The 24,586-nt window shown below is 37.5% G+C and carries 22 protein-coding genes and 3 pseudogenes; 16 read left to right on the top strand and 9 right to left on the bottom strand.

Features of this window, described 5'->3' with window-relative positions; translation table 11 throughout:
• The first annotated feature begins 209 nt into the window (after positions 1-209).
• Positions 210-2,675, top strand: coding sequence for an acyl-CoA dehydrogenase (locus NO346_RS07840; RefSeq protein WP_256414807.1), 2,466 nt, complete (start codon positions 210-212; stop codon positions 2,673-2,675).
• Positions 2,676-2,726: 51 nt separating this feature from the next.
• On the opposite strand, the gene NO346_RS07835 is transcribed toward NO346_RS07840, so the two are convergent.
• A complete protein-coding gene (locus NO346_RS07835) occupies positions 2,727-4,025 on the bottom strand; it encodes a sigma-54-dependent Fis family transcriptional regulator (RefSeq protein WP_256414806.1) in 1,299 nt (432 codons plus the stop codon).
• Positions 4,026-4,217: 192 nt separating this feature from the next.
• Between NO346_RS07835 and NO346_RS07830 the strand changes: the two genes are divergently transcribed.
• From NO346_RS07830 to NO346_RS07785, 10 genes are all read left to right on the top strand, one after another.
• The gene (locus NO346_RS07830) at positions 4,218-4,901 is read left to right on the top strand and encodes an MBL fold metallo-hydrolase (protein WP_256414805.1); all 684 of its coding nucleotides are present in this window, start codon (positions 4,218-4,220) and stop codon (positions 4,899-4,901) included.
• Between the two features lie 10 nt (positions 4,902-4,911).
• On the top strand, positions 4,912-6,570 hold the full coding sequence (locus NO346_RS07825; RefSeq protein ID WP_256414804.1) for a bifunctional protein tyrosine phosphatase family protein/NAD(P)/FAD-dependent oxidoreductase: 1,659 nt from the start codon (positions 4,912-4,914) through the stop codon (positions 6,568-6,570).
• A 106-nt stretch (positions 6,571-6,676) separates the two neighbouring features.
• Positions 6,677-7,480: a sulfite exporter TauE/SafE family protein gene (locus tag NO346_RS07820; protein WP_256414803.1), complete on the top strand. Its 804-nt coding sequence runs from the start codon at positions 6,677-6,679 to the stop codon at positions 7,478-7,480.
• 224 nt (positions 7,481-7,704) lie between these two features.
• A complete protein-coding gene (locus NO346_RS07815) occupies positions 7,705-8,691 on the top strand; it encodes an acyl-CoA desaturase (protein WP_256414802.1) in 987 nt (328 codons plus the stop codon).
• A complete protein-coding gene (locus NO346_RS07810; protein ID WP_256414801.1) occupies positions 8,691-9,965 on the top strand; it encodes an NAD(P)/FAD-dependent oxidoreductase in 1,275 nt (424 codons plus the stop codon). Before NO346_RS07815 ends, NO346_RS07810 begins: the two co-directional genes overlap by 1 nt.
• Before the next feature lie 16 nt (positions 9,966-9,981).
• Entirely contained in the window at positions 9,982-10,797 is an 816-nt protein-coding gene (locus NO346_RS07805; RefSeq protein ID WP_256414800.1) for a DUF1365 domain-containing protein, read from the top strand.
• Positions 10,772-11,971 carry a cyclopropane-fatty-acyl-phospholipid synthase family protein gene (locus NO346_RS07800; RefSeq protein WP_256414799.1) on the top strand — a complete coding sequence of 400 codons (1,200 nt, stop codon included), beginning with the start codon at positions 10,772-10,774 and terminating at the stop codon, positions 11,969-11,971. Before NO346_RS07805 ends, NO346_RS07800 begins: the two co-directional genes overlap by 26 nt.
• Before the next feature lie 37 nt (positions 11,972-12,008).
• Positions 12,009-12,788 carry a DUF1295 domain-containing protein gene (locus tag NO346_RS07795; protein ID WP_256414798.1) on the top strand — a complete coding sequence of 260 codons (780 nt, stop codon included), beginning with the start codon at positions 12,009-12,011 and terminating at the stop codon, positions 12,786-12,788.
• Between the two features lie 9 nt (positions 12,789-12,797).
• Positions 12,798-13,847 (top strand): cyclopropane-fatty-acyl-phospholipid synthase family protein, encoded by a 1,050-nt coding sequence (locus tag NO346_RS07790; RefSeq protein ID WP_256414797.1) that lies wholly within the window; start codon positions 12,798-12,800, stop codon positions 13,845-13,847.
• Positions 13,848-13,877: 30 nt separating this feature from the next.
• Complete coding sequence (locus NO346_RS07785; protein WP_178883302.1) at positions 13,878-15,206, top strand: HAMP domain-containing sensor histidine kinase; 1,329 nt, start codon at positions 13,878-13,880, stop codon at positions 15,204-15,206.
• Positions 15,207-15,211: 5 nt separating this feature from the next.
• On the opposite strand, the gene NO346_RS07780 is transcribed toward NO346_RS07785, so the two are convergent.
• From NO346_RS07780 to NO346_RS07765, 4 genes are read right to left on the bottom strand one after another with little or no spacing between them, the layout of a single operon-like run.
• A complete protein-coding gene (locus tag NO346_RS07780; protein ID WP_087545870.1) occupies positions 15,212-15,898 on the bottom strand; it encodes a response regulator transcription factor in 687 nt (228 codons plus the stop codon).
• 11 nt (positions 15,899-15,909) lie between these two features.
• The gene (locus tag NO346_RS07775; protein WP_087545871.1) at positions 15,910-16,410 is read right to left on the bottom strand and encodes a chalcone isomerase family protein; all 501 of its coding nucleotides are present in this window, start codon (positions 16,408-16,410) and stop codon (positions 15,910-15,912) included.
• A gap of 59 nt (positions 16,411-16,469) precedes the next feature.
• A complete protein-coding gene (locus NO346_RS07770) occupies positions 16,470-16,838 on the bottom strand; it encodes a hypothetical protein (protein ID WP_087545873.1) in 369 nt (122 codons plus the stop codon).
• A gap of 48 nt (positions 16,839-16,886) precedes the next feature.
• Positions 16,887-17,453, bottom strand: a complete 567-nt coding sequence (locus NO346_RS07765) for a nuclear transport factor 2 family protein (protein WP_178883305.1) — start codon at positions 17,451-17,453, stop codon at positions 16,887-16,889.
• Between the two features lie 170 nt (positions 17,454-17,623).
• Here NO346_RS07765 and NO346_RS07760 point away from each other — a divergent pair.
• Positions 17,624-18,085 (top strand): annotated as a pseudogene (locus tag NO346_RS07760) (IS1 family transposase); the annotation flags it as partial.
• A gap of 131 nt (positions 18,086-18,216) precedes the next feature.
• On the opposite strand, the gene NO346_RS07755 reads toward NO346_RS07760, so the two are convergent.
• Together NO346_RS07755 and NO346_RS07750 are read right to left on the bottom strand one after the other, a co-directional pair.
• Positions 18,217-19,044, bottom strand: coding sequence for an NAD(P)-dependent oxidoreductase (locus NO346_RS07755; RefSeq protein WP_087545879.1), 828 nt, complete (start codon positions 19,042-19,044; stop codon positions 18,217-18,219).
• A 37-nt stretch (positions 19,045-19,081) separates the two neighbouring features.
• Entirely contained in the window at positions 19,082-19,798 is a 717-nt protein-coding gene (locus NO346_RS07750; protein ID WP_256414796.1) for an enoyl-CoA hydratase/isomerase family protein, read from the bottom strand.
• Between the two features lie 118 nt (positions 19,799-19,916).
• Here NO346_RS07750 and NO346_RS07745 point away from each other — a divergent pair, with 118 nt between their 5' ends.
• The gene (locus NO346_RS07745; protein WP_256414795.1) at positions 19,917-20,981 is read left to right on the top strand and encodes an AraC family transcriptional regulator; all 1,065 of its coding nucleotides are present in this window, start codon (positions 19,917-19,919) and stop codon (positions 20,979-20,981) included.
• Here the strand turns inward: NO346_RS07745 and NO346_RS07740 are convergent.
• Both NO346_RS07740 and NO346_RS07735 read right to left on the bottom strand, forming a co-directional pair.
• Entirely contained in the window at positions 20,978-22,390 is a 1,413-nt protein-coding gene (locus tag NO346_RS07740; protein WP_087536127.1) for a PLP-dependent aminotransferase family protein, read from the bottom strand. The genes NO346_RS07745 and NO346_RS07740 overlap by 4 nt on opposite strands.
• A 225-nt stretch (positions 22,391-22,615) precedes the next feature.
• Positions 22,616-22,954 (bottom strand): annotated as a pseudogene (locus NO346_RS07735) (cytochrome ubiquinol oxidase subunit I); the annotation flags it as partial.
• Positions 22,955-23,105: 151 nt separating this feature from the next.
• Between NO346_RS07735 and NO346_RS07730 the strand changes: the two are divergent.
• The 3 genes and pseudogenes from NO346_RS07730 to NO346_RS14935 form a co-directional block, all read left to right on the top strand.
• Complete coding sequence (locus tag NO346_RS07730; RefSeq protein WP_005159514.1) at positions 23,106-23,930, top strand: hypothetical protein; 825 nt, start codon at positions 23,106-23,108, stop codon at positions 23,928-23,930.
• Between the two features lie 44 nt (positions 23,931-23,974).
• The gene (locus NO346_RS07725) at positions 23,975-24,148 is read left to right on the top strand and encodes a cbb3-type cytochrome oxidase assembly protein (protein ID WP_005159516.1); all 174 of its coding nucleotides are present in this window, start codon (positions 23,975-23,977) and stop codon (positions 24,146-24,148) included.
• A gap of 224 nt (positions 24,149-24,372) precedes the next feature.
• Positions 24,373-24,456: pseudogene (locus NO346_RS14935) on the top strand (hypothetical protein); the annotation flags it as partial.
• Positions 24,457-24,586: the final 130 nt, after the last annotated feature.

The raw sequence follows: 24,586 nt of genomic DNA, 5'->3' as shown, positions 1-24,586 counted from the left end.
GTAAACCAGATAAACTTGCAATAAGGACTTTCGCAAGAGGTTTTATCTTGATGCAGTTGTGTAATGTTGGGTAGCGAATTTAAAAAAAATCAATCCAATCTGTAGAATAAAAATTCACGCTTTTTTCACCTATTTCCATCTAAGTTTAAAAATGAAGTAATTCAAATAAATCATCTTTCTCAGTTCAAGTTGAAGGCAAAGGAGTAATTATGACTCTCGTATTGATATTGCTTAGCTTGTTGATTCAGTTTTTTGTGTTGTGGGCTGCATTTTATTTCGAACTCAATCGAACAATTGGTAGTATTTTGGCTATCGCTACTGCGATTCTATGCGCGATTTTTATTACACCTTGGTGTTTAGTGGTTGGTATTCCCATCATTTTAATGAGTATTATTTTACTTGTTGCACCATTACGTGAAGCGTTAATTGCTAAACCTGCATTTAATATTCTTTCCAAAGCAATGCCTACCATGAGTATTACAGAAAGAGAGGCTTTGGAAGCAGGTACAAGTTGGTGGGAAAAAGAATTATTTATGGGAGCGCCTGATTGGGAAAAGTTCGATCAATATCCATATCCAAAACTTTCCGTTGAAGAACAATCTTTTATAGACAATGAAGTTCAACAACTTTGCTCCATGCTTGATGAATGGAAAATTCACCACAAAGATAAAAATTTACCTCCTGAAGTTTGGCAGTTTATTAAAGATAAAGGTTTTTTAGGACTCATCATTCCAAAATCATTTGGGGGAAAACAATTTTCAGCATTTGCTCAAAGCCGCATTATGAGCAAGATAGCATCACGTTCATTGACTGCGGCAGTAAGTTGTATGGTGCCCAACTCGCTTGGTCCCGGTGAACTATTGCTACATTACGGTACAACTGCACAGAAGCAACGTTATTTACCCGGCTTAGCAAATGGTACAGAAATTCCTTGCTTTGGCTTAACCAGTCCAGAAGCTGGTTCTGATGCGGGAGCGATTCCAGATACAGGTATAGTCTGTTATGGGTCTTATCAAGGACAAGAAGTTCTTGGTCTAAAAATGAATTTTTCTAAACGATGGATTACGCTTGCACCGATTGCAACGGTAATTGGTTTGGCGTTTAAGTTGTACGATCCAGATGGTCTATTGGGTGATAAAAGTAAAAGCGAATATGGCATTACCTGTGCATTAATACCTGCAAGTCATGAAGGGATAAAAATAGGTGCACGCCATAATCCTGGTGCGCCATTTATGAATGGAACTGTGGAAGGAACAGACATTTTCATTCCAATCGACTGGATTATTGGCGGTCAACAAAATGCAGGTAAAGGTTGGCGCATGTTGATGGAATGTCTAGGCGTTGGTCGTGGTATTTCTTTACCAGCATTGGCGACTGCTGCGGCTGAGATGAGTTACCTTTTAGTGGGTGCATTTGCTAGCGTTCGACAACAGTTTAAAGTGTCAGTTGGGCATTTTGAAGGTGTGCAAGAGGCAACCAGTGATATTGCCAGTGATGCCTATATGCTTGAGTCATTTAGATACATGGTGACTTGTGGTTTGAATCAGGGTGGGACTCCAGCCGTCATGACAGCTATGGCAAAATACTATGCGACTGAAACTATGAGAAAAGTGATTAATCATGGTATGGATGTCGTTGGTGGACGTGCGATTCAGCTAGGACCACGTAATTTTATGGCTTTAACTTATCAATCCATACCTGTTGCAATTACGGTAGAAGGGGCAAATATTCTTACGCGTTCTTTGATGATTTTCGGTCAAGGTTCCATGAGATGCCATCCGTATTTATTTGAAGAACTGCAATTATTGCAATCAGACAATAAAGAGAGTGCTCTAAAAAAATTCAATACCTTGTTATTTAAACATCTTGCTTACACTTTTAATCGTGCTGCAAAAGCGCTTGCGTTTGGTCTCACAGGGGGGAGTAAAGAGGGCTCTTCATCGGCTGACGATTTCTCAAAACCATATTATGCAATGATAAATCGTATGAGTGCTGATTTTGCTTTGACGGCAGACATGGCATTGGGAATATTGGCTGGAGATTTAAAACGTAAGGAAATGCTTTCAGGTCGTTTAGCAGATATTCATGCCCATTTATTTATTGCAACAGCGATTCTTAATTATTATGAGCATGGACAAAGAACTGAGTCGGATCAAAAACATGCAGAATTAGCATTAAATAAGGCTCTCTATAATGCTCAGGAAGCATTCTTTGGATTGTATGAGAATTTCCCTGTGAAAATTGCTGCGACATTGGTGAAATTAATCAGTTTCCCATTTGGTCGACCAGTCACAAAACCATCGGATGAACTTAAACAACAAGTTGCTCAATTACTACTTAAAGAAAATTCTTTTAGAGAGGAATTGAAAAAACATGTTTATTACACAACCGATGAAACAGATGTGATGGGGCGCATGGAATCAACCTTCCAAATGTTGCTAACATTGCAGCCGCTTTGGGATAAGTTTAAAAAAGCTGAATCTAAAGATCAGTTTAAAGGACTGACTTTTGAGGAACATATTACAGATGCAGTTGCAGTGGGTTTTATTACTGCAAATGAAGCGGAACAGCTTTTAAAATATAATGCTAAACGCTACGACAGTATGCTGACTGATATATTTGATCAGCATTTAGAAAATGACCTGTCTCTTGGGAACCCTCATTTGAAAAGTTAGATAAGGTGGTCAATAAAAAAGCGAGATATCCAAGTCTCGCTTTTTTATTTTTTATAAATTAAATTTTTTACGATAGCGCCAAAGTGTGGTTCGACTCATACCCAGTGCTTTTGCTGCGAGTGAAAGATCATTTTGGTATTGAATTAATGTTTTCCGTATCGTTTCTTTATTGATTTTATCCGAGATCAGTAATGGTTCATCTTCAATGATTGAATTTGAAGGTGGAATATGTTGCTTATCAATAATTTCATCGGGTAAATCGCAAACATCTATTTCAGACTTCTCGTTTGCCATGGTCAGTGCGTAAAGGAGCGTATTTTTTAATTCACGGACATTTCCGGGCCAATCATATTGCATTAAGGTTTGTAATGCAGAATTAGATAATTTAGTCGATGTACCAAAAACATTGTGTTGTTCAGATAAAATATAATCTGCAATATATGGAATATCTTGCTTACGATCACGCAGTGGTGGAACAAAAATTGGAATAACACGCAGTCGATATAATAAATCTTGACGGAAGCGTCCAAGACGAGCTTCTTCTCGTAACGCTCGATGAGTAGCGGTGATAATACGGACATTCGCTCTAATCGATTTTTCTCCACCTAAAGGTGTAAATTCACCAGTCTCAAGAACTCTTAATAATTTTGCTTGAAGTTCTAATGGAATTTCAGCGATTTCATCTAAAAAAAGTGTTCCGCCAGCAGCACGTTCAAATACGCCTTTATGTTCTCGAATCGCCCCTGTAAAAGCACCCTTAACATGACCAAATAATTCGCTTTCCAGAATATTGGCATTTAAAGCTGCACAGTTAATGGCAATAAATACGTTATTTTTCCGCTGACTATGATCATGAATAGCCTGCGCAACCAGTTCTTTTCCACTACCAGATTCACCGCGAACTAGAACTGGGAACTCTGTAACTGCAACACGTTGAATAATGGAAAACATGCGTTGCATTTCTGGCGAATGGCTATGAAAAGTCTGCTTTAAAGTTGTGATGTTTTGATCTTGTTTTATTTTCTGTATGACTTGAGTGGATTGTAATAAATATAAGGTTCCCTCAAAGTGCTGATCGATAATTCTAATAGGATGACGATGGCAAAACAGCTCGATGGATTGAGCTGCATCACTCATCATATGTCGTCCGATTTCAAGCTCATGATGTTGTATTGTTTTTTTTAAAGTTTGAAATAACGAATTATTGATTTTTTTATCGTTCAATTCATACACAAAACGCTGCTTAGATTGATCTAAGATAAGAAAGGAATTATCTAACATTAGGGTTTGCAATTTAAACAAAAAGCTCTCTAAATCAGCTTGAGTATCAAAATCAATCGCTTGGTGCATGGTGTTTCATCGAATGTTTTTCATTTGAAACAATTGAAACATATTGTGCAACATTAATGAAATGGTGATTTTGTTTAAAATTAAATATTATTAATTAATATATTGTTTTATTTGAATATAATTTATATTGCATAAAGTTGGCACTTAGTTTGCAAAATAAGAATATAACCAAGCATATCGAGACAAATTGAAATGATATTTCATCAATTTTTTGAAAAAGAAAGTTCAACTTATACTTATTTGGTTGCATCTGAACAAACACGTGAAGCGGTACTGATTGATCCAGTTGCTTCTGAAATAGAAAGTTATGAACAAATGTTGAATCAGTTGAATCTCAAGTTAGTTTACAGCTTAGATACGCATGTTCATGCAGATCACGTTACGGCTGCAAATTTACTCAGAGCACGTTTTGGCTGTAAAACAGTTTTACATCGTAATTCTGGCGTGGATTGTGGTGATATTTTTATCACTGACCGCAGTGCGATCCGTGTTGGTGAATGCTTAATAGAAGCACGTTATACCCCTGGACATACGAATGCTTGCACAAGCTATGTCATTGACAATATGGTGTTTACAGGTGATGGATTACTGATAGATGGTTGTGGTCGTACTGATTTCCAAGAAGGAAATGCTGAAACCTTATACGACAGTATCCACCAACAGATATTCACTTTACCTGACGACACGATCGTTTACCCGGGACATGATTATAAAGGTCGTTTGTCTTCAACTGTAAGGCATGAACGCGAATCGAACTCTCGTTTAGGTCATGGACGTAGCAAACAAGATTTTGTAGAAATTATGAAAAATCTTGATCTTCCATATCCTAAAAAGATTGATATAGCCCTACCTGCCAATAAAGCGTGTGGGAAATAAGGGGAAAATTGTGAGTGACTTAAAACAAGTTAACCCTGAATTTTGGGTATCTGCGCAGATCAATCAATCTGATTTGGTTGAAATTGCAGCCAAGGGAATCAAAACGATTATTTGTAATCGCCCTGATGGTGAAGGTGTCGACCAGCCAAATATTATTGAGATCCAAGAAGCTGCAATACGCCATGGGATTCAATTGGAATATTTACCTGTTGTAAGTGGGCGGGTGACAGATGAACAAGCAATTGAATTTAAGTCACTTTATCAAAAATCCCAAAAACCTGTACTAGCATTTTGCCGTTCAGGAACTCGATCGATTACCTTATGGGCACTGTCTCAAGTGGCTGAACTTACCATTGATCAGATGTTGTTGCAGTCAAAATCACTGGGCTACGATTTACAAGGTTTAGTCCCTCGAATTTTGAAGCAAAATCCAACTCAGTTAAACAATATACCGACTTTTTCTGTGGTGATTGTCGGTGGGGGAGCGGCGGGTATTTCAGTGGCATCGAGTTTGTTATCTCGTCAATCGAATTTAGATATTGCCGTGATTGATCCTGCTGAAATTCATTACTACCAACCGGGATGGACGATGGTGGGCGGTGGGATATTCGCTCCTGAAAAAACGGTAAGAACAATGGCGAGTCTGATTCCTAAACAAATTCATTGGATTAAGGCGGCTGTTGCAGCTTTTGATCCTGATAATAAACAAGTTTTATTAGAGGGATGTAAGCCGATTAACTATGAAGTATTAGTCGTCTGTCCGGGCTTAAAATTAAATTGGCATGGAATAGAAGGTTTAGTTGAAACGCTAGGTAAAAATGGTGTGACTTCAAACTATCGTTATGATCTTGCGCCCTATACGTGGGACTTGGTTCGTAATATGAAGCAGGGTAAAGCTGTTTTTACACAGCCACCTATGCCAATTAAATGTGCTGGTGCTCCGCAAAAAGCAATGTATTTGTCAGCTGATTATTGGCAAAAACAAGGTGTATTAAAAGATATTGAAATTGATTTTTATAATACAGGTGCGGTGTTATTTGGTGTACAAGCTTATGTTCCAGCTTTGATGGAATATATTAAACGTTACAATGCCAATTTAAACTTTAATCATCAATTGATTAAAGTCGATGGAAGCCAAAAGCGAGCTTGGTTTAAGGTCAGTGAAGGGGAAAATACTTCAGTGATTGAAACTGATTTCGACATGATTCATGTTGTTCCTCCACAGCAAGCACCTGATTTTATCCGAGCGAGTAACTTGGTTGATGCGGCAGGTTGGGTCAGTGTTGATCAGCATACCTTACAGCATAGTAAGTACCCTTATATCTTTGCTTTGGGTGATGTCACTAATGCACCAAATGCGAAAACGGCAGCAGCTGCACGAAAGCAAGCACCTATTGTTGCAGTGAATGTATTGCAGTACTTAAAAGGCAATCAGAATTTTGCGCAATATGACGGTTATGGATCTTGTCCGCTCACAGTTGAGCGTGGAAAGATTGTGTTGGCAGAATTTGGTTATGGCGGAAAACTGTTACCTAGTTTCCCTAAGTGGTTGCTCGATGGGCAAAAACCTTCACAGCTTGCATGGCTGTTAAAAGAGCAAATTCTACCGCCGATGTATTGGGATGGAATGCTCAAAGGTCGTGAATGGCTGGTGAAGCCAAAACTTTAGTTTATTCAGCTTAAATAAATCAAATACTTAGTCCTGATTCAGAGCTGAGTTAGGGCAGTATTTTCTCCAGAAATGGGTTCATCCTTGTACGAGGACATTGCATATCATGTGGTTATTAGTCTTAGAAGGTCTTGCGATCGGATGTTTACTTGGATTGACAGGCGCAGGTGGCGGTATTTTGGCTGTACCAGCATTGATGGCGAGTCAAGGATGGACGGTGTCTCAAGCTGCACCAGTAGGTTTGTTGGCAGTAACACTTGCTGCATTTGTTGGCATGGTTCAAGGCTTATTCAAGAAAATCGTACGTTATCGTGCCGCAATATGGATCGCATTAATCAGCTTGCCATCAGCACGTTACGGGATTCATCTTGCGAGTATTATTTCTCCAGTTTGGTTAAGCCTTGGTTTTAGTATCGTGATGATGATTGTGGCTTATCGTATTTTCTTCAATAAGGTGAATGATTTTGAAGATCCGCCGTGTAAGGTGAATCAATCAACAGGGCAACTGATTTGGAATGTTAAAACTGCTTCAGTGTTGGGTATTATCGGTGTGATTGCAGGTCTATTAACTGGATTATTAGGAGTTGGTGGCGGTTTCGTGATTGTGCCAGCTTTGCGTAAAGTCACTGATCTAGATATGCGTAGTATCGTTGCAACGTCACTGATGATCATTTTCTTAATTGGTGGTGTAAGTATTTCAATACACATCATAGATGGCTTTCAGTATCCAATCGTTGTAACTGTTAGCTTTGTTGTGGCTTGTATTATCGGCATGTTAATTGGCAGAAGATTAATCAGCCTGATTGATATCAAAACGGTACAAAAGGTATTTGCTGTAGTGGTAATTTGTGTTGCGATTTATTTGGTGATTTCAAGCGTATCGAAAATCTTGCCCATGATTTCACTTTAATTATATTGTTATCTATTTGACTTTTAGTTTCTAAAACTGAGCCTAGACTCAAACGATGAGGTTTTGAGTTTAGGTTAAAAGATACATAAATTTATGTTTCCTATGTAATTTTGTATTATGATGCTAAGAGTTCACTAGCATGCCTAAAAGGATGCTTCACATAAACTTCATATGATTTCTATTAATATCATAAATATAAAAAGAGATTGGGTCAGGAAGAATCAATGTTTAAATTTTTTCTGCGATGGATGGATAGTTGGTCACTGACTGATACTTTAGATAAACAGCATATTCCTTTTCAAGAAAGCTCAAAAGATACCAAGATTCAGTGGATTAGAATTTTACCATTCATTTTGCTGCATATCGCTTGTCTTGCAGTTTTTTGGGTGGGTGTGTCTTGGTTTGCTATAGCATTCATGCTGTTTTTTTATTTTATTCGTATGTTTGCGATCACTGCTTTTTTTCATCGTTATCTTTCGCATAAAACCTTTCAAACTTCGCGTCCAATACAATTCTTTTTTGTGTTGATCGGAACCATGAGTGCACAGCGAGGGCCTTTATGGTGGGCAGCTCATCATCGTTATCATCATCGTTTTACTGACACAGATCACGATCCGCATTCATCTACACATGGATTTTGGTACAGTCATATTGGATGGTTTTTAAATGAACAGAATTTTTCTACACGAAAAGAAGTCATTAAAGACTGGCTAAAGTTTCCTGAAATTGTTTGGTTAGACCGTTTTAGTTTACCTGTGGTCTTGTTCACTGCTTTTGCAATTTATGGTTTAGGTGAGTGGTTGAGTATTGCTTATCCGAGTTTAGGGACTTCAGGCTTACAGCTATTGGTATGGGGATTTGTGATTTCAACTGTTTTGCTGATTCATGCGACTTTATGTATCAATTCACTTGCGCATTTGTATGGCAGTCGAGACTTCGAGACGAAGGATAACAGCCGAAATAATTTATTTTTATCGATTATTACATTGGGTGAGGGCTGGCATAACAACCATCATTATTATGCTGGGAGTACTCGGCAAGGTTTCTTCTGGTGGCAAATCGACATTACTTATTACATTTTAAAAATGATGTCTTTTTTCGGTTTGATTTGGGGAATTAAACCTGTACCACAACGTATTTATGATACCCATAAAAGTCATCAATTAAATCTCAAAATAAACACGAGTAAAATTCAAAGCGAGGAGTCTTGATGAAGATTGCAATCGTAGGCTCTGGTATTTCAGGTATATACGCTGCGTGGAAATTATCAAAACAGCATGAAGTCACTATCTTTGAGAAAGAACAGTATTTCGGTGGACATACGGATACACATGATCTTTGGATTGAACGTAAAAACGTTGCTGTAGATAGCGGTTTTATTGTATTCAATGATTATAATTATCCTCTATTTAGCGCCATGCTGGCTGAATTAGGTGTAGAAGCACAGAATAGTGACATGAGCTTTTCAGTCAACAATCAAGTGACAGGGCTTCAATATAATCCATCAAAAAAATGGTCACTATTAACGCGACCTCAGAATTTTTTAAATAAGAAATTTCGGATCATGCTGTCCGACTTGATTCGCTTTTATCAAGACAACAAACATATTCAGTTAGATCAGTGCAACGCTGAACTGAGTATCGAAGACTATCTGAATCAAAATGATTATTCAGAGGTATTTCGCCAAGAACATTTATATCCAATGTGTGGTGCATTGTGGTCAAGCCCAGTGGATCAAGTTGGAAATATTCCTTATAAATTTGTCGTAAGCTTTTTTCAACATCATCGTATGTTGCAATTGGAAGACCGCCCTCAATGGCAGACGGTCAAAGGTGGTTCAGCTTCTTATATACGAGCGATTCAAAAAGCTTGTCCATCAATTATTTGGAAAAAAGCGCAAGTTCAACAAGTGATTCGTGAAAATGATTTAGTTCATATTGTCACGAATCAACAACAAGAAACTTTTGATTGGGTTGTGTTTGCGAGTCATGCTGATGATACGTTAAAGCTGATTCAAGATCCTTCGGCAGATGAGCGAGATGTATTAGGTTGTTTTGATTATCAAGATAACTTTATGGTGGTACATTCTGATACTTCGATTATGCCGAAGCGTCAATCTCAATGGGCAAGTTGGCATGTGCATGTCACTGTTCAAGAGAAACATCAAAAAAATAGCAAAGCTCATCAAGTACACTATGGATTTACTTACTGGATGAACAGCTTGCAGAAGCTACCGTGTAAGACTCAGATCTTTTCTACACTCAATCCGAATATGCCGATCGCAAAAGATAAGATTTATGTCGAACGTCGTTATCGACATCCTGTTTTTGATAAAAAAGCAATTGAATCACAAGCGCGTTGGGATTTGATCGATGGTCAAAACCGCAGTTCATTCTGTGGGGCATATTGGGGTTGGGGCTTTCATGAAGATGGGGCGAGAAGTGCTCAACGTGTAGTCGATCAACTATTAAAATTGAACGGCTAAATTTGGAGGTGATCACATGTTTGAAGATTCACTTTCCATAGCCAAAGCTCAGATTAGACATCGGCGCTTTTATCCTAAAGCACACGATTTTGAGTCTAGTTTGAGCTATTTATGTTTTGATCCAGATCGTATCGATCAAAACCTAGATCGTTCATGGCTTTGTTCAACTTCGCGTTGGAATATCTTAAATCTTTATGAAAATGATTTTCTAAAAGGCTATACAGGTTCGATCAGAGAACGAATTAAGAAAATCCTTTTGCAGCAAGCGGATACGATTTTATCAACTCAATCAGAAATTCGTGTGCTCGCATTGCCAAGAACTTTAGGATTTAGTTTTAATTCAGTCATCTTTTATTTTGTACTCAATCCTCAAAAACAACCTGTTTTCATATTGAGTGAAATCACCAATACCCCTTGGAATGAACGTAAAGTTTATGTGCATGACTGTCGTCAAAAATTAAAAGAGCACAGTCATTTCAAAAGTTATGAGTTCGAATTTGAAAAGAGTTTTCATGTCTCTCCATTCATGCCAATGGATATTCAGTACAAATGGCGATTTAACTTTTCAGATGAACAAAATGTGATTCATATGCAGCTTTATCAATCAGATAAATTTATCTTTGATGCAACGATGCATTTCACTTTAACCAGCATCACAGTTCCTTCACAACTGAATCGTTATGCTATTTATCATATCTTTGAACCTTTCAAGATGTTAGCTTCGATCTACCTTCAAGCTTTTAATCTATGGCGAAAGAAAGTTCCATTTTATCGGCACCCAAAAAAAGATAAGGATTTAAAACAACATGATGAAAACGCTTATTTTCGGTGAACAGGATTCACTGCCTTTGGTTCTTCGAAGCTTGCTCAAACTTCGTCATGGACAAATTCATTTTCGTGGAGAATGGAATGGTACCGTGGGTGAGGTTTCTGATTTAGAAGCGACGATAGAGATTCATAATAAAGAATTGATTGATCTGATTTTTAAAAACGGGGTACTTGGTGCAGCTGAAGGTTATATTCGCGGCTATTGGAGCAGTGAACACCTCGTTGAAGTCATTCAAATTTTGGCGAGAAACCGTCATGTGCTTGATAAGATTAATCAGAATGTGATTTCTCAAGCCAGCCAACTTGTATTAAAAGCTTGGTACAAAACACGTAAAAATTCATTGTCAGGGAGTCGGAAAAATATTGCAGAGCATTACGACCTGAGCAATGACTTTTTCAAACTCTTTCTTGATTCTTCAATGATGTATTCCAGTGCTGTGTATAAGCACAAAGATATGACTCTAGAAGAAGCATCGGATTATAAAAAAGAACTGATTTGTCAGAAGTTACAGCTCAAACCTATGGATCACTTGGTTGAGATCGGGAGCGGTTGGGGTGGTTTTGCGATTTACGCTGCTCAGCATTATGGTTGTAAAGTGACTACGATTACGATTTCTCAAGCACAATATGATGAAGCAACCAAACGTATCGCAGATGCGGGCCTTAGTCATCGTGTCGATGTTCAACTCAAAGATTACCGATTGTTAGAAGGCAAGTTCGACAAGTTGGTTTCGATTGAAATGATCGAAGCGGTGGGTGAGCAATATTTATCGACTTACTTTAACAAATGTCGATCTTTATTAAAACTGAATGGTTTGGGCTTGATTCAAGCTATTACGATTGAAGATGCACGTTATAAAAAAGCTTTGAATACCGTGGATTATATTAAACGCTATATTTTCCCAGGAAGTTTTATTCCGTGTATCAGTGTTTTAACTCAAGCTGCATCTGAACAACAGTTACGTTTAAAACATCTTGAAGATATTGGCTTGAGCTATGCAGAAACGATTCATCAATGGCGTGAGCGTTTCTTAAATGCCAAAGAACGGGTTTTGGCTTTAGGATTTGATGAAAACTTTATTCGGATGTGGGATTTCTATCTCTGTTATTGCGAAGGTGGCTTTAAAGAAGGCGTGATCAGTGATGTGCATCTTCTATTTGAAGCAAGCCCTTATTAAAAAATCCAAGATTTTTTAATGCATCAAGGAGGTGGTTATGTTGTGGCAATTATTTTTACTTGATGCCGTAGTAATGACGCTGTGTTGGTTGTGGGCAACCTCTAATCATCGTGCAGGTATCGTAGATGTCGCATGGAGTTTCTGTATTGTTCTCAATATTGCCATTACAGCATTGTTTGTTGAGATCGCTCCGTTAAATGTCAGATTGTTTCTCGGCGTATTCAGTTCAATATGGTTCTTGCGTCTAACTTTGCATTTATTCCGTCGTTATTTAGCTGAGCATGAAGAAGATCGTCGATATGCCAACATGCGTAGAGCAATGGGCAAATATCAACATTTTGGTTTCTTTCTATTTTTTATGTTTCAGGCAGGATTGGCCATCTTATTTAGTCTTCCAATGTGGAGCTTGCTCAATGTGCCAAGCATGTCTTGGAGTATAGATACCAATGATTATTTGATTATTGCAGGTTTAATTATGTTCGTTGCATTCGTCGGTGAGACAGTTGCAGATCAACAATTATATCACTTCAAGCAAAATCCCAATAATCATGGCAAAACAATGGATCAAGGTCTATGGAGATATTCACGTCACCCAAACTATTTCTTTGAATGGTTGCATTGGTTTGCTTATCCAACGATTGGGTTAGGAGCAGGATTATATAGCTTGTGGATTTATCCAGTGTTGATGTGGTTGTTTTTGTACTACATCACAGGTATTCCATTTAGTGAACAACAAGCCTTAAAAAATCGCGGTCAAAATTATCTCGATTATCAAAAACGAACTTCAATGTTTATTCCGTGGAAACCCAAACAGTAGGTACTGCACATGGACTTTATTATTCAAAAATCTTTAAAACTTGTCGAAAGCGGTTTAGTTCCTGATCAAGCGATTCGTGCAGCCATCCGTGCATTGAGTAAAAAGCGTTTGATTCAAGAAGGGCGTTATGATCCTGAGCAAGGTGCACAGCGCTATATGGACGTGCTCAATATGTTGAAGCATAGTGAGATTGCGATTGAAACAGACAAAGCCAATGAGCAACATTATGAGTTGCCAACTGCTTTCTTTCAGGCTGTCTTAGGCAAACGTTTGAAATATAGTGCCTGTTTCTTTCCCCATGATCGAACAAATTTGGATGAAGCTGAAGAGTTTGCACTACAGATATATAGTGATCGTGCTCAATTACATGATGGTCAACAAATTTTAGAGCTGGGTTGTGGGTGGGGATCATTTACCTTATGGATGGCAGAGCGTTATCCAAATGCAAAAATTACGGGAGTGTCTAATTCAGCTACTCAACGCCAACATATTCTTGCAGAAGCTCAAAAGCGTGGTCTAAACAACGTAGAAATCTTAACCTGTGATGTTAATGTGCTTGAGTTAAAAGCGAATACTTTTGATCGTGTGGTTTCGGTTGAAATGTTTGAACATGTTCGAAACTATCAAAAGCTTTTTGAGAAAATTCAGTCTTGGCTCAAAGCAGATGGGATGTTGTGGTGTCATATTTTTTGTCATCGTTTCTTACATTATCCATTTGAAATTAAAAGTGAATATGATTGGATGTCACGTTACTTTTTTACGGGTGGTCTGATGCCATCAACGTCTACATTCTTACATTTCCAAGATCATTTAGAGCTATCTAAACATTGGCAATGGTCGGGTACTCATTACGAGAAAACAGCGAATGCTTGGTTAGAAAATATGGATCGCAATGTCGAACAATTAAAACCACTTTTTGAACAAGTTTACGCTCAAGATGCAGAAGCATGGTGGCAACGTTGGCGTATTTTCTTTATGGCTTGTGCAGAATTATTTGGGTTTGAACAAGGGCAAGAGTGGGTTGTCGGTCACTTCCTGTTTAAAAAGAAAGTCGTATAATTAAAGATAGCTCTGCAAGTAGATCAGCCAATGTTTAGATCGAAACAAAATGACGGAAATAATCATCCACTCGGTGAGATGTTTAATCGCTATTATTGGTTGCAGATCGGGCTGATCGCACTTTCAATTATTATTGGTATTGCTTGTAGTGCATGGGTGATAAAAGGTTCATTACTCAAAACTGCGCTTGAACAAGAAATGGAACATTATTGGATACGTGTTGATCGTAATCCAAATGCCGATCTTCCAGACACTAAAAATTTATATGGCTATCGTTGGTCATCAAACAAGCCTCCGCAACCACTTCGTGATTTGACTTTACAGCAAGGTGTGCATCGTATTTTTGTAGATGGCAAAGATCGTATGACTGTTTATGGCAAGCGCAATGGTCAGCATGTGTTGTTGGTGTTCGGTGAAAGTAACGTCAATAAAATTGTTTGGATGTTTGGTCTTGCGCCATTAATGTTTAGTTTGATTGTGCTCTATAGCATTTTATGGTGGTCAAATCGCCGTGCGAAACGTTATTTCTCACCGATTACCCGTCTTGCAAATGCGCTAGAACAAATAGACTGGGTTCATCAAAGTAAAGAGGCTTCTCCATTTCAAGATATTAGTACCAATGGCAACTTGGAAGCAGAATATCTAAAACAGGCATTAGAAAAGTACCATGAAGTATTGAGTGAGTTTATTCATCGTGAACGCGAGTTTACGGGGGATGTTAGTCACGAATTACGTACGCCTTTGACGATTTTGAAAGGTAATGTCCAAATCTGCCAAGCAAGATATGGTAATGATAAATCATTGAACCGTATAGCAAATACCATTGAGGACATGCAATTACTCGTAGATACTTTACTTGCAATTGCACGTAACACGACCAATACCCTAAATGCTGAGCAAACCCGATTATCTGCCATTATTACTGATCTCGTTCACGATTTAGATATGGTGAGCCAAAGTAAAGGGATAGAGATCTTGGTGCAGTATGATGATTCAGAATCAACACGTTTATTATATCCATCAATGACAAAAATGGTGTTTAGCAATATTTTGCGTAATGCGCTAAATTATTCTCAAGGCTCAAGTATTCATATTATTCAACAGAAAAATCGCATCATCATTGCTGATAACGGCATTGGAATTAGCCTACCAGATGAATTAAAAGTCCGAGAGTTAAGTCGTAGTCAGCTAAAACTCAATCCTAAAGGACATGGCATAGGTCTACAGTTAGTAGAAAAACTATGTATGCAACTAGGCTGGAGAGTAGAGTTGTTCGATCGTCAATATTATTTAAATACACATACTGACCTTGAACTGCCGAATACAACAGGATTAATTGTTGTGGTATATATGAATTAAAGCACTTAATCCTCAAGTGCGATTTTTAAACCAACACCCGAAATCGTATGAATGAGTTTTTGTTGAAAAGGTTTATCCACCATTTTTCTTAAATTGTAAATATGGCTACGCAAGGCATCACTTTCTGGTTCTTCATCGCCCCATAATTCAATGACAATCTCCTGTTTGGTCATCACTCTGGGCGAGTGGTGCATGAGAATCTTAAGCAGCTTGAATTGAATGCGCGGTAAATCAATATGCTGACCAGCACGTATAATGGTTTGTGTGGAGCTATCTAAAATTAAGTCATGAATTTGAATTTTATTTTTGGAAACTTCGCCTAATGAACGTTTAATTAGGGCACGAATACGCATGACTAATTCATTGAAATCAAAAGGTTTAACTAGATAATCATCTGTGCCTGCAACAAAACCTTTCAATTTATCATCTAAGGTGTCACGAGCGGTAAGCATAAGCACGGGAATATCCATACCTTGTTCTGTTCTTAACCATTCACATAAATCGTAACCAGAGCCATCAGGTAAATTTATGTCTAATAAAAGCAGATGATATGCCTGTGTTTTAAGAAAATTACGTGCAGCATCCAAGTTACGCGCATGATCAATTACAAAACCATGTTCCTCTAAAAACTCACATACAGTTGCCGCAAGTTCATAGTGGTCTTCAACCATCAGGATAAATTGGTTGCTCATAATAATATCCACTATGGATTAAGTAATTGTTGTTTTAATTTAGCATTAAAAGGTGAATTTCCAAACCAAATTTTAAAATACTGATTTGCTTTTTGATCTGTAATCGCACCGAGAGTCTTTTGATTTAAAGATAATGTAAGTGTATTGCTATTTTGATTGTAGCTGAGGCTATAGAGATCACCTTTTTTTACAGGGTGATATAATTCTGTGATGTTATTCAGTGGTGAGTTATCTGAGAAGTCTGCAATATTTTTCTTAAGGAAATGAGTCGCTGCGCGTTTAAATGCCCATTCAGGAATGTTTTGACGATAAGAAAAGTCTAAGCGTATGTTCTGGTTTTCCCAGTTTTTTTTACAATCCTCTGCAAAGTATGTCACTGAACCAACAACTTTTCCCGTAACAATTAGTGGGGCATTCCGACAAGTTTGAACACTTGCATGCACTACATGAGTACCTACTATTAAGTTAATGGCACAAAATGAAAATATTTTCTTCGTTAAATTAGAATTCATTTTTAGCTCCATTGTGCAAAGAAATACTCAATTCAAAGCTTATTTAATAAGATATATTTTTAATAGGCATAAAAATTCAGATTTTTTTCAATACGTTCAATTTCGTAACGTGCATATGCAGGATTTGTTAGAGTATGATCTAAAATTGCATATAAAAATAGGTTTTGATTACTTTCAAGGGGAGTAATCATATGATATTGATTGTGTAAACTGATAAATATACCTTCAAGATAATCCATTGGATCAAACTGATGTGTCAGCTTTATTTGCATGTTATATATATTGGTAACTTCAAGTATAGCACTATCTATATTTATATGATGATCTCCTATAGATTTTAATATAGTACCATCATAATTATCTATCACAGCAAGGAAGATTAAACCATCAATGTGACTGAATTGATTTAATAAGAAATTATCGTTCATATATATCACCCTTGAATTATTACAAATTTATGATGGCCGAATTTTAAACTATTTTTTGAAAGGTAAAACCAGAGAGTAACCTTTTCCAATATATGGTAATGAACGATATAAGCCATTGGCAGGATCCCAATAATCTTGTTGAAAAACTATTTGGCTAGAGGAGTTGATTTTGATTTCGCTTATGCCATACGATGCCATAGTTTTACTACGACCAAACATTTTAAAATCATAAGCCATATACCAATGTATATAGGCTGAATCTTTTTGATAAGTGGCACTAATAAGTTTGACATTGACGTTACTTACATGCTCATTCATACCTGAAAAATGTTTTACCAAATCTTGTTTGTTCGAAAACTGGGATAAGGTGTCATTAATGTATAGGTCATTAGCATAAAGTTGGCTTGCATTTTTAATAAAACTTGGTGTTCCAAGTGTATTGAATGCTGAAGTGAACCGCTTACCGATTTCAGTCGCTTGTTCTTGCGTCAAAGCAATGCCTGATATTTCTTTACTTGCTTTGCTATAGTCAGATGAATAGCTTGGTATACTTTTACACGAAGCTAAAGAAAATAAGGCTAATGTTGAAACCGCTAAAGTTCGTATAAATGCCATGCCCGTAAACTCATTTCATTTTATAAATAGTTTAGAGCGGGTTATGTGAATCTGATGTGAACTGATTATTGAACCTAATACGTTATTCATAGCCTAAGAAAATAATTTCTTGGTGGTGTTTCAAAAAGTATGCTGAAACAAAGCAGGTTGAATTTTGATAAAATAGAGAAATGCGAATAACTCTAGAAATCAAATGTCCAACCTGCCTCAGTGACAGTATAAAGAAAAATGGCATCAAAGTAGATGGGAAACAAAACTATCAGTGCAAAGACTGTAAACGTCAGTTTATTGGTGACCATGCTCTGAGCGATCTAGGATGTAATTCAGGCATTACTCGAAAAATATTACAGTTGATGGTCAGAGGTAGTGGTATACGAGATATCGCTGAAGTTGAGCGAATCAGTATCGGTAAAGTTTTACGTACTTTAACCGAATCGACCTACCAAATTCAGCCTAAACAAAGTCATTATGAGGCTCTTGAAGTTGATGAGTTTTGGACTTTTGTGGGAAATAAAAATAATAAACAATGGCTTATTTACGCCTTCCATCGAGAAACAGGTGAGATTGTTGCTTATGTTTGGGGTAAAAGAGACTTAGCTACAGTTCAACGATTGAAGAAAAAGCTTAAACAATCTGCCTTCATTTTAGGTTGTGAGCGCATCTTAAAAGCACGTAAAGAGCGTGGTATTTTCCCAGGTTAATTTTCTTTGCTTTTGAAACGACCTTAAGACACATGTTTTAAGGTCGTTTTTTCATTGTTGGATCAATCCAAAAAGAAATCTTTCTGTAGATTGGTATTTCCAGCGACACATGCATATTGAGAAAAGTCAGTGATGCCAATACGAGACAAAGCTTGTTCATCGGTCAGGCTTTGTCCTGTAAGTTCACCTCTAGCCGTGCTATAAACCGCAAAAGCTGCATCTGCCATAATCTGTGGTTTACGGCTGACCTGTAAGGTATTTTCCTCACCTAAATTCTTCGAAACGGCTGCGGTTGCGATATAAGTTTCAGGCCAAAGCGTATTACATGAAATACCATAGTGACGAAATTCTTCCGCCATGCCTAAAGTCAAAATCGTCATACCATATTTAGATAGGGCATAAGGTGCAAGCATCCCGAGCCATTTCGGTGACATATTTACAGGCGGTGATAAGCTTAAAATATGTGGATTTTCAGCTTGCTTTAAAAAGGGCAATGCAGCTTGTGCGCAGATAAAGGTTGCACGATGGTTAATGGTTTGGATCAGGTCATATTGTTTTAATGAGGTGGATTCCACTCCCATTAATGCAATTGCACCTGCGTTATTAATCAGCACATCAATTCCGCCAAAGGCTTTGGCGGCTTGTTGAATAGCGGTATGGATTTGCTGTTCATCTCTAACATCTAGTAACAGTGGCAATGCTTTGCCACCAGCAGCTTCAATTTCTTCAGCCACACTATAAATTGTACCTGTTAATTTAGTGGTCTCGACTTCGGTTTTTGCTGCAATCACGACATTCGCACCTGCCTGAGCTGCTTTTAACGCAATCGCTCTGCCAATACCTCGACTGCCGCCAGTGATAAAAACAGTTCTTCCTTGCATATTATTCATTGATATTTCCTAGATTTGACTTGTTGTAAACGTTGAATTAGATCATAAAAGGGTGAGCAAATTTTTCAGGATCATAGAGTCGACGTTGCTTGGCAATCTCTACAATTCGATGGCGGAGCTGACGTTTGATCACGGCATAGGTTTGGCGGTGTTTTTGTGCCATATCTTCTGCAAATTTAAACACCTCATGACTTAATGCTTCGATCGGTTCAATTTGGTGAACGATTTGGGATTGTAGACATTCAGTGCCTGTCATGGTTTTGCCTGTCAAAGACATTTCCCAAATTGCATGTTGATTAGGAAGTAGTTGCACAATTTCAGCAATGATATCTGTAAAAGGAATGCCCAGATGGACTTCTGGAAAGCAAAAACGTCCTCGATCTGATCGCATAAATCGGAAGTCACAAGCAGACGCGAGAATTGCACCGCCTGCATAAGCATTACCACCTATTTCAGCAATTACAGGTAAGTTGAGTAATGCTAAACGGAGCAACATATTTTCAAGTTGCAGGGTAAAGGCTTTTTTACCTTCCAATGATTGTTGCATTAACCAAGCAAGGTCTAAGCCGTTACAAAAGGTTTTAGGATGCTCACTTCGAATAATTAAACAGGCATTATTTTTATCACTTTCAATTTCATCAAAAATAGCAAAATATTCTTCTAATACCGCTTTATTTAAAGCATTTTCCTGATTGCTATTCGTCAAATTCAGCACATAGGTCGATTGCTGTTTATCGAGTGTCATGGTTGCCATTTCAGCAATTCCTCATTGTTTTAGTCATCAATCTTGAGGTTATTATTTCGAAGAAAGTGCTCGCTCAATAGGGGAGACTATGCCATATTAATGATCATTTTAGGACATAGGATGTGTCATGCGTGATCCTTTTGGATTGTTTCAAGAAACCATCTCTGTTTCTTATGCCCATGTATTATTAGAAATCGTCTATGAATATGGTATCGATGCACACATCGTTTTGCATGGAACTGGATTGATCCCGACTGAAATGCAACAAGCCGATGCCAAGATGAGTGCGCATCAATGGTCAAAATTAGTGGTGAATGCGTTACGATTGACGGGGAATCCGCGCCTCGGGATTGAATATGGGTTTAGGTTACGTCCAACTTCGCATGGGGCTTTAGGTTTTGCATTTCTCAGTTGTGCGGATGTTGAAACGGCATTAAGCCTTTGTCAGCAGTATTTTTGTACTCGAATTCAAAATTTTACCCCTGAATGGCATATAGATGAAACGTTTATCTATGTTTATCTAGATGATGTTCATCCAGTGAAATTAGGTGATGCAGAACAATCTGATCGGTTAAGACACTTTTTGATCGAGAGCTTATTATTTGGAGCAATTCATTTTCTTACCTTATTTTCTGAGAAAATTTCAGAAAGTTGTGAGGTTTTTGTGGATTGGGCAGATGCTCAGAATTATGAAAAAATTGATTTATCTCAGATAAAGATTCATTTTAATCAAGCACGTAATGGTTTTCGATTTTCTAAAAAATATTTACATTGTAAGAATTCGAATGCAGATCAAGTCGCGTTCCAGCAGGCTATTTTGTATTGTGAAAATGACAAGCTTAAACTCGTAAAAGAAAGTACACGGGACTTACAAAAAAGTATTCGTTCAGAGTTGTTATATCATTCTAGTCACGGTTATCCCTCACTTCAATTGATTGCGCAACGTTTAAATATGTCAGAACGAACTATTAAGCGGCATTTGCAAGCACAGGGCACTACATTTTTGCAAATCTTGGCTGAGGTTCGTTTTAATCAAGCGAAGAAATTACTGCAACAACAGCAATATAGTATTCAGGATATTGCTGGCTTGGTAGGGTATGAAGAAGCCACCAATTTTATTCGTGCATTTAAAAAGACCTTTGGGGAAACACCAAGTCAGTATCGCAAGAATAATCTATCCAAACTGAATTAATTGGGTATTTGACGTTGAATCGTTGTAATGAATAACTCTAGCGAATGCTGAATTTGCTCTGTCCATTCAAAAGAACAATTCATACGAATAAAATGTTGATGTGAGGGCAATACATTAAATAAGGGACTTGGCGCAACACCAATATGATGCTGAATCAGTTGCTCATAGATTTGCATACTACTGACTTTGTCAGGGAGTTGAATCCAGAGAAAATAACCATTTGGATAGTTATACACCTTACAGTCTTTCGGTAGATGTTGTTTGAGATATTGAAAGAATTGCTTTTTATTCTTTTCTAAGGCACGTCGCAGAGTTCTTAAATGCTTTTCATAATGATGATGAGAGAGGAACTCCACCAGCGCATTTTGAATCAGCGCATTGGCAGAAATAGTACTCATCAATTGTAAATGTTGAATATGTTCAGAGAATTTACCTGCATAGACCCAGCCCATACGGAAACTTGAACCTAAGGTTTTAGAAAAAGAAGAGCAGTGTAATACTAGATTTTGTTGGTCAAAATACTTCATTGGCAATGGTTTTTGGCTGCCATAAAACATTTCTTCATAAACATCATCTTCGATTAAATGAATTTGATGTTCATGCAACAATTTAGCGATTTTATATTTGATGTCATCGCTGACAGTAAAACCAATTGGGTTATGTGCATTCAGCATAAACCAACAGACTTTGATTGGATAATTTTTGATGACTTGTTCAAAAGCTTCAATATCAAAGCCATGCTGTGGATGTTCTGGGATGGTGATGACTTTTAAACCCAAACGTTCAGCAGCTTGCCAAGCACCATAAAAAATTGTTTGTTGTAATAAAATATAATCGCCAGGTTGTGTAATCGCTTGTAGTGAAAGATTTAATGCTTCTAGTCCACCTGATGTAATGACAATGTCATCTGCATCGGTTGGAATGCCTTGCATACAATAGCGTTGCGCAATCAGCTTTCTGAGTGCCAAATTACCGGGAGGTAAATTTGAAGTTTGGTCATAACTATGGCGATTACGGGAAAGTTGTCCCATGATCTGAATCAGTTTTGGGGGATACAGCAACTGACTGTCTGGAAAGGCAGAACCTAAGGGGCTGACGTTGGGAGATTGAATTGATTTGAGATATTTAAAAACGAGTGAGTTAATTTCAATTTTCGGATTTAAAGACACCACTGAATAGGCTTGTGGAATCTGAATATGATTTTGCTCAGCCACAAAATAACCTGACTTTTCTTTTGAATAAATCAGCCCTTGTGCTTCCAGTTCTTGGTAAGCATTCATTACGGTAATCAGACTGAAGCCTGATTGTTGTACTTGCTCACGTAAAGAGGGTAACTTGGTGTGTGGCTGCCAAGAACCATTTTCAATAAGCAGTTTCAAGTTATGTGCTAATTGTTCTGATTTATACATAAAATAAAGTAAATCCGTATTGATGGAATAGATCTCATCTAAAAGCTATTCCACCCATTTTTTAATAAGCAAACATCAAGAGTAATCTAAATAGACCTGCAAAGATGGCGAGTGCAAAAAATCCGACTAACCATAAGATTATAAACCATTGGCCTGGATTTAAATGCAGCGATTTTATTTTCATACAAAGCTCCTAGTGATAGCCTTCATCACCAATACGGACTTTATTCCGAAATACTCAGTACGACTTTCTATGCTAAAGTCTTGCGGTGTTTGCATCCAACTGTTAGAGGATACTATCCAAAACATGGAAATACAGGTGCCGATTGCAACCATGAGGGTAGCAAAAAAATGCGCTTTGGGGTTGACCCATCCCCAACCAAAGAGCATGATGCCGAGGAACCCCGCATTATAAATGGGATTTTGACTACATAGCTATTTGCATTCCAGCATAGCAAGAAAACAAGCGAGACCAATCGAGGTGGCAGGAAAGATAATGTGAAATGAAACAGTAAATGCAAACTGTATTCGAGCTAATTCTAAAGCAGTTAGACCAAGATCCATAAATGATCTGTTATATTTTTTTAGCGAAACTCTGTAGCTATTCAGTTGTTTGTACCTGATTCAAAATAGCATCAAGCAACGATGCAGTGTGTTAAATATTGATCAAGCATTGTAAGTCGTTTGAATGACACTAATTCGGACTGAATAGCGTATGACTATGTTTATCACTAAAGAACTTAATGCGTTGACTCAGCTTTTTCAAAGCAAAGTCCCTTCGCAAGCGGTACAACAACAGCTAAGTCTAGAATATGTAAATCTGGAAGCCACTTTATTAAGGGGCAAGGTACTGAGAGATTTTTCTAAGGAGAAGGTCGCTTATATTGCTCAAGCTGAAATAGTGGAAAATGATAATAATCTCGCCTATTTATTTGCACCATTTATGATTGCTAATTTAAATCAGCCTGTGATTTATACCACGCCAGTCTCATCCTCTGTACTTAAGATATTGAATCAATACTATCAAGCTGAGAAAAGTGTCAATCTTAAAATCGAAGATGTCATCCACAGCCTCAAGCTTTATATCGAGCTGGTCGATGATGCAAAAGCAGAGCAAGATTTTCTGTTCCGTTGTTTAGTCAAAGCATTGTGTCGTACGGATATTTTTCATATTTTCTTGGTTACACATTTATCTTTAGATCAGCAACAGATTCAAATCCTAGAAGATTATTTTGATGTAAAAATTGATGTGATTCACGCTGATCGTAGGCCAAGCATGCTCAATGATGAATTGATTGATATGCGTAGGCTGCTATTTAAAAACAAAGATGAAGCACACAAAAGCTTGTGTACTTTGTTTTCCAGTCTTAATGCAAATCTAGTCGCAAAGATTGGTCAGTTTAGTCCGACCCAAGCGGCACATTTAATCGAGGATATGTTCTATTCGGAACATATTTTTGAAAAGTTATCGGTCTATGCCGAATACATGCAAACCCGAATTCAAAATGGCGCTAGTTTTAAGGCTCTATCCACTATGTAAATTGTTATGAATTAAATTTTAGTCTTTCAATGGGAGCAGAACTTATGTCTCAACAGCAATCAAGATTCCCATACCTTGCGGTTGGAATCAGTATTTTATTGGGTTGTTTATTTTTAGTCTTTTTCTTTCTGGCTGTGAGCAACCAACCTGATTATATGCCATCGCAACAGAAGCAAAATGCTGCTCATGTACAATCATCAGCTCAATCGAAGCAATAGCTTATGTTTTTTAATCCTAAGCTTGGTTTTTGTCTTTTACTGGTGATTTTGAGCAATTGCCAGTAAGTTTTTTGTTTTGGGCTTGGTTGTAATTGTTAAAATCAAGAGAGATTTTAACGCTCTAATTGATCGAATCAGACAAATCAAGAATAGAAAAGAAGCATAATTCATGTTAATCCTATCTGTAGCAAATGTTAAAAAATAGCTCAGATGAGGGCAACATGATTGATAACTCAGAACAAACCATTCATAAGCAAGAAAATACTAATTTTGCCAGAATTGAACCCTATATCCAACCCGCAGGTGGATAGGGCGCATTACTGAGAGTCGCTCGAAATCTAAAAAGGCAAGATATTTAAAATAGGACTTACGCACTATCATTTATAGATTCTCTGTGGTAGCAGATGATTTTTATCGAGAATAAAGTCATCAATGAAG

This window comes from Acinetobacter sp. 5862 (genome assembly GCF_024494585.1).
Classification (GTDB): domain Bacteria; phylum Pseudomonadota; class Gammaproteobacteria; order Pseudomonadales; family Moraxellaceae; genus Acinetobacter.
The sequence above is the reverse complement of the archived record's forward strand: the minus strand, read 5'-3'. Positions and strand labels throughout refer to the sequence as shown.

Bases quoted from the DNA above. Each gene is read 5' to 3' on its own strand.
- NO346_RS07840 (WP_256414807.1), top strand. From the start codon at position 210: ATGACTCTCGTATTGATATTGCTTAGCTTGTTGATTCAGTTTTTTGTG.
- NO346_RS07835 (WP_256414806.1), bottom strand. From the start codon at position 4,025: ATGCACCAAGCGATTGATTTTGATACTCAAGCTGATTTAGAGAGCTTT.
- NO346_RS07830 (WP_256414805.1), top strand. From the start codon at position 4,218: ATGATATTTCATCAATTTTTTGAAAAAGAAAGTTCAACTTATACTTAT.
- NO346_RS07820 (WP_256414803.1), top strand. From the start codon at position 6,677: ATGTGGTTATTAGTCTTAGAAGGTCTTGCGATCGGATGTTTACTTGGA.
- NO346_RS07815 (WP_256414802.1), top strand. From the start codon at position 7,705: ATGTTTAAATTTTTTCTGCGATGGATGGATAGTTGGTCACTGACTGAT.
- NO346_RS07810 (WP_256414801.1), top strand. From the start codon at position 8,691: ATGAAGATTGCAATCGTAGGCTCTGGTATTTCAGGTATATACGCTGCG.
- NO346_RS07805 (WP_256414800.1), top strand. From the start codon at position 9,982: ATGTTTGAAGATTCACTTTCCATAGCCAAAGCTCAGATTAGACATCGG.
- NO346_RS07800 (WP_256414799.1), top strand. From the start codon at position 10,772: ATGATGAAAACGCTTATTTTCGGTGAACAGGATTCACTGCCTTTGGTT.
- NO346_RS07795 (WP_256414798.1), top strand. From the start codon at position 12,009: ATGTTGTGGCAATTATTTTTACTTGATGCCGTAGTAATGACGCTGTGT.
- NO346_RS07790 (WP_256414797.1), top strand. From the start codon at position 12,798: ATGGACTTTATTATTCAAAAATCTTTAAAACTTGTCGAAAGCGGTTTA.
- NO346_RS07785 (WP_178883302.1), top strand. From the start codon at position 13,878: ATGTTTAGATCGAAACAAAATGACGGAAATAATCATCCACTCGGTGAG.
- NO346_RS07780 (WP_087545870.1), bottom strand. From the start codon at position 15,898: ATGAGCAACCAATTTATCCTGATGGTTGAAGACCACTATGAACTTGCG.
- NO346_RS07775 (WP_087545871.1), bottom strand. From the start codon at position 16,410: ATGAATTCTAATTTAACGAAGAAAATATTTTCATTTTGTGCCATTAAC.
- NO346_RS07770 (WP_087545873.1), bottom strand. From the start codon at position 16,838: ATGAACGATAATTTCTTATTAAATCAATTCAGTCACATTGATGGTTTA.
- NO346_RS07765 (WP_178883305.1), bottom strand. From the start codon at position 17,453: ATGGCATTTATACGAACTTTAGCGGTTTCAACATTAGCCTTATTTTCT.
- NO346_RS07755 (WP_087545879.1), bottom strand. From the start codon at position 19,044: ATGAATAATATGCAAGGAAGAACTGTTTTTATCACTGGCGGCAGTCGA.
- NO346_RS07750 (WP_256414796.1), bottom strand. From the start codon at position 19,798: ATGGCAACCATGACACTCGATAAACAGCAATCGACCTATGTGCTGAAT.
- NO346_RS07745 (WP_256414795.1), top strand. From the start codon at position 19,917: ATGCGTGATCCTTTTGGATTGTTTCAAGAAACCATCTCTGTTTCTTAT.
- NO346_RS07740 (WP_087536127.1), bottom strand. From the start codon at position 22,390: ATGTATAAATCAGAACAATTAGCACATAACTTGAAACTGCTTATTGAA.
- NO346_RS07730 (WP_005159514.1), top strand. From the start codon at position 23,106: ATGACTATGTTTATCACTAAAGAACTTAATGCGTTGACTCAGCTTTTT.
- NO346_RS07725 (WP_005159516.1), top strand. From the start codon at position 23,975: ATGTCTCAACAGCAATCAAGATTCCCATACCTTGCGGTTGGAATCAGT.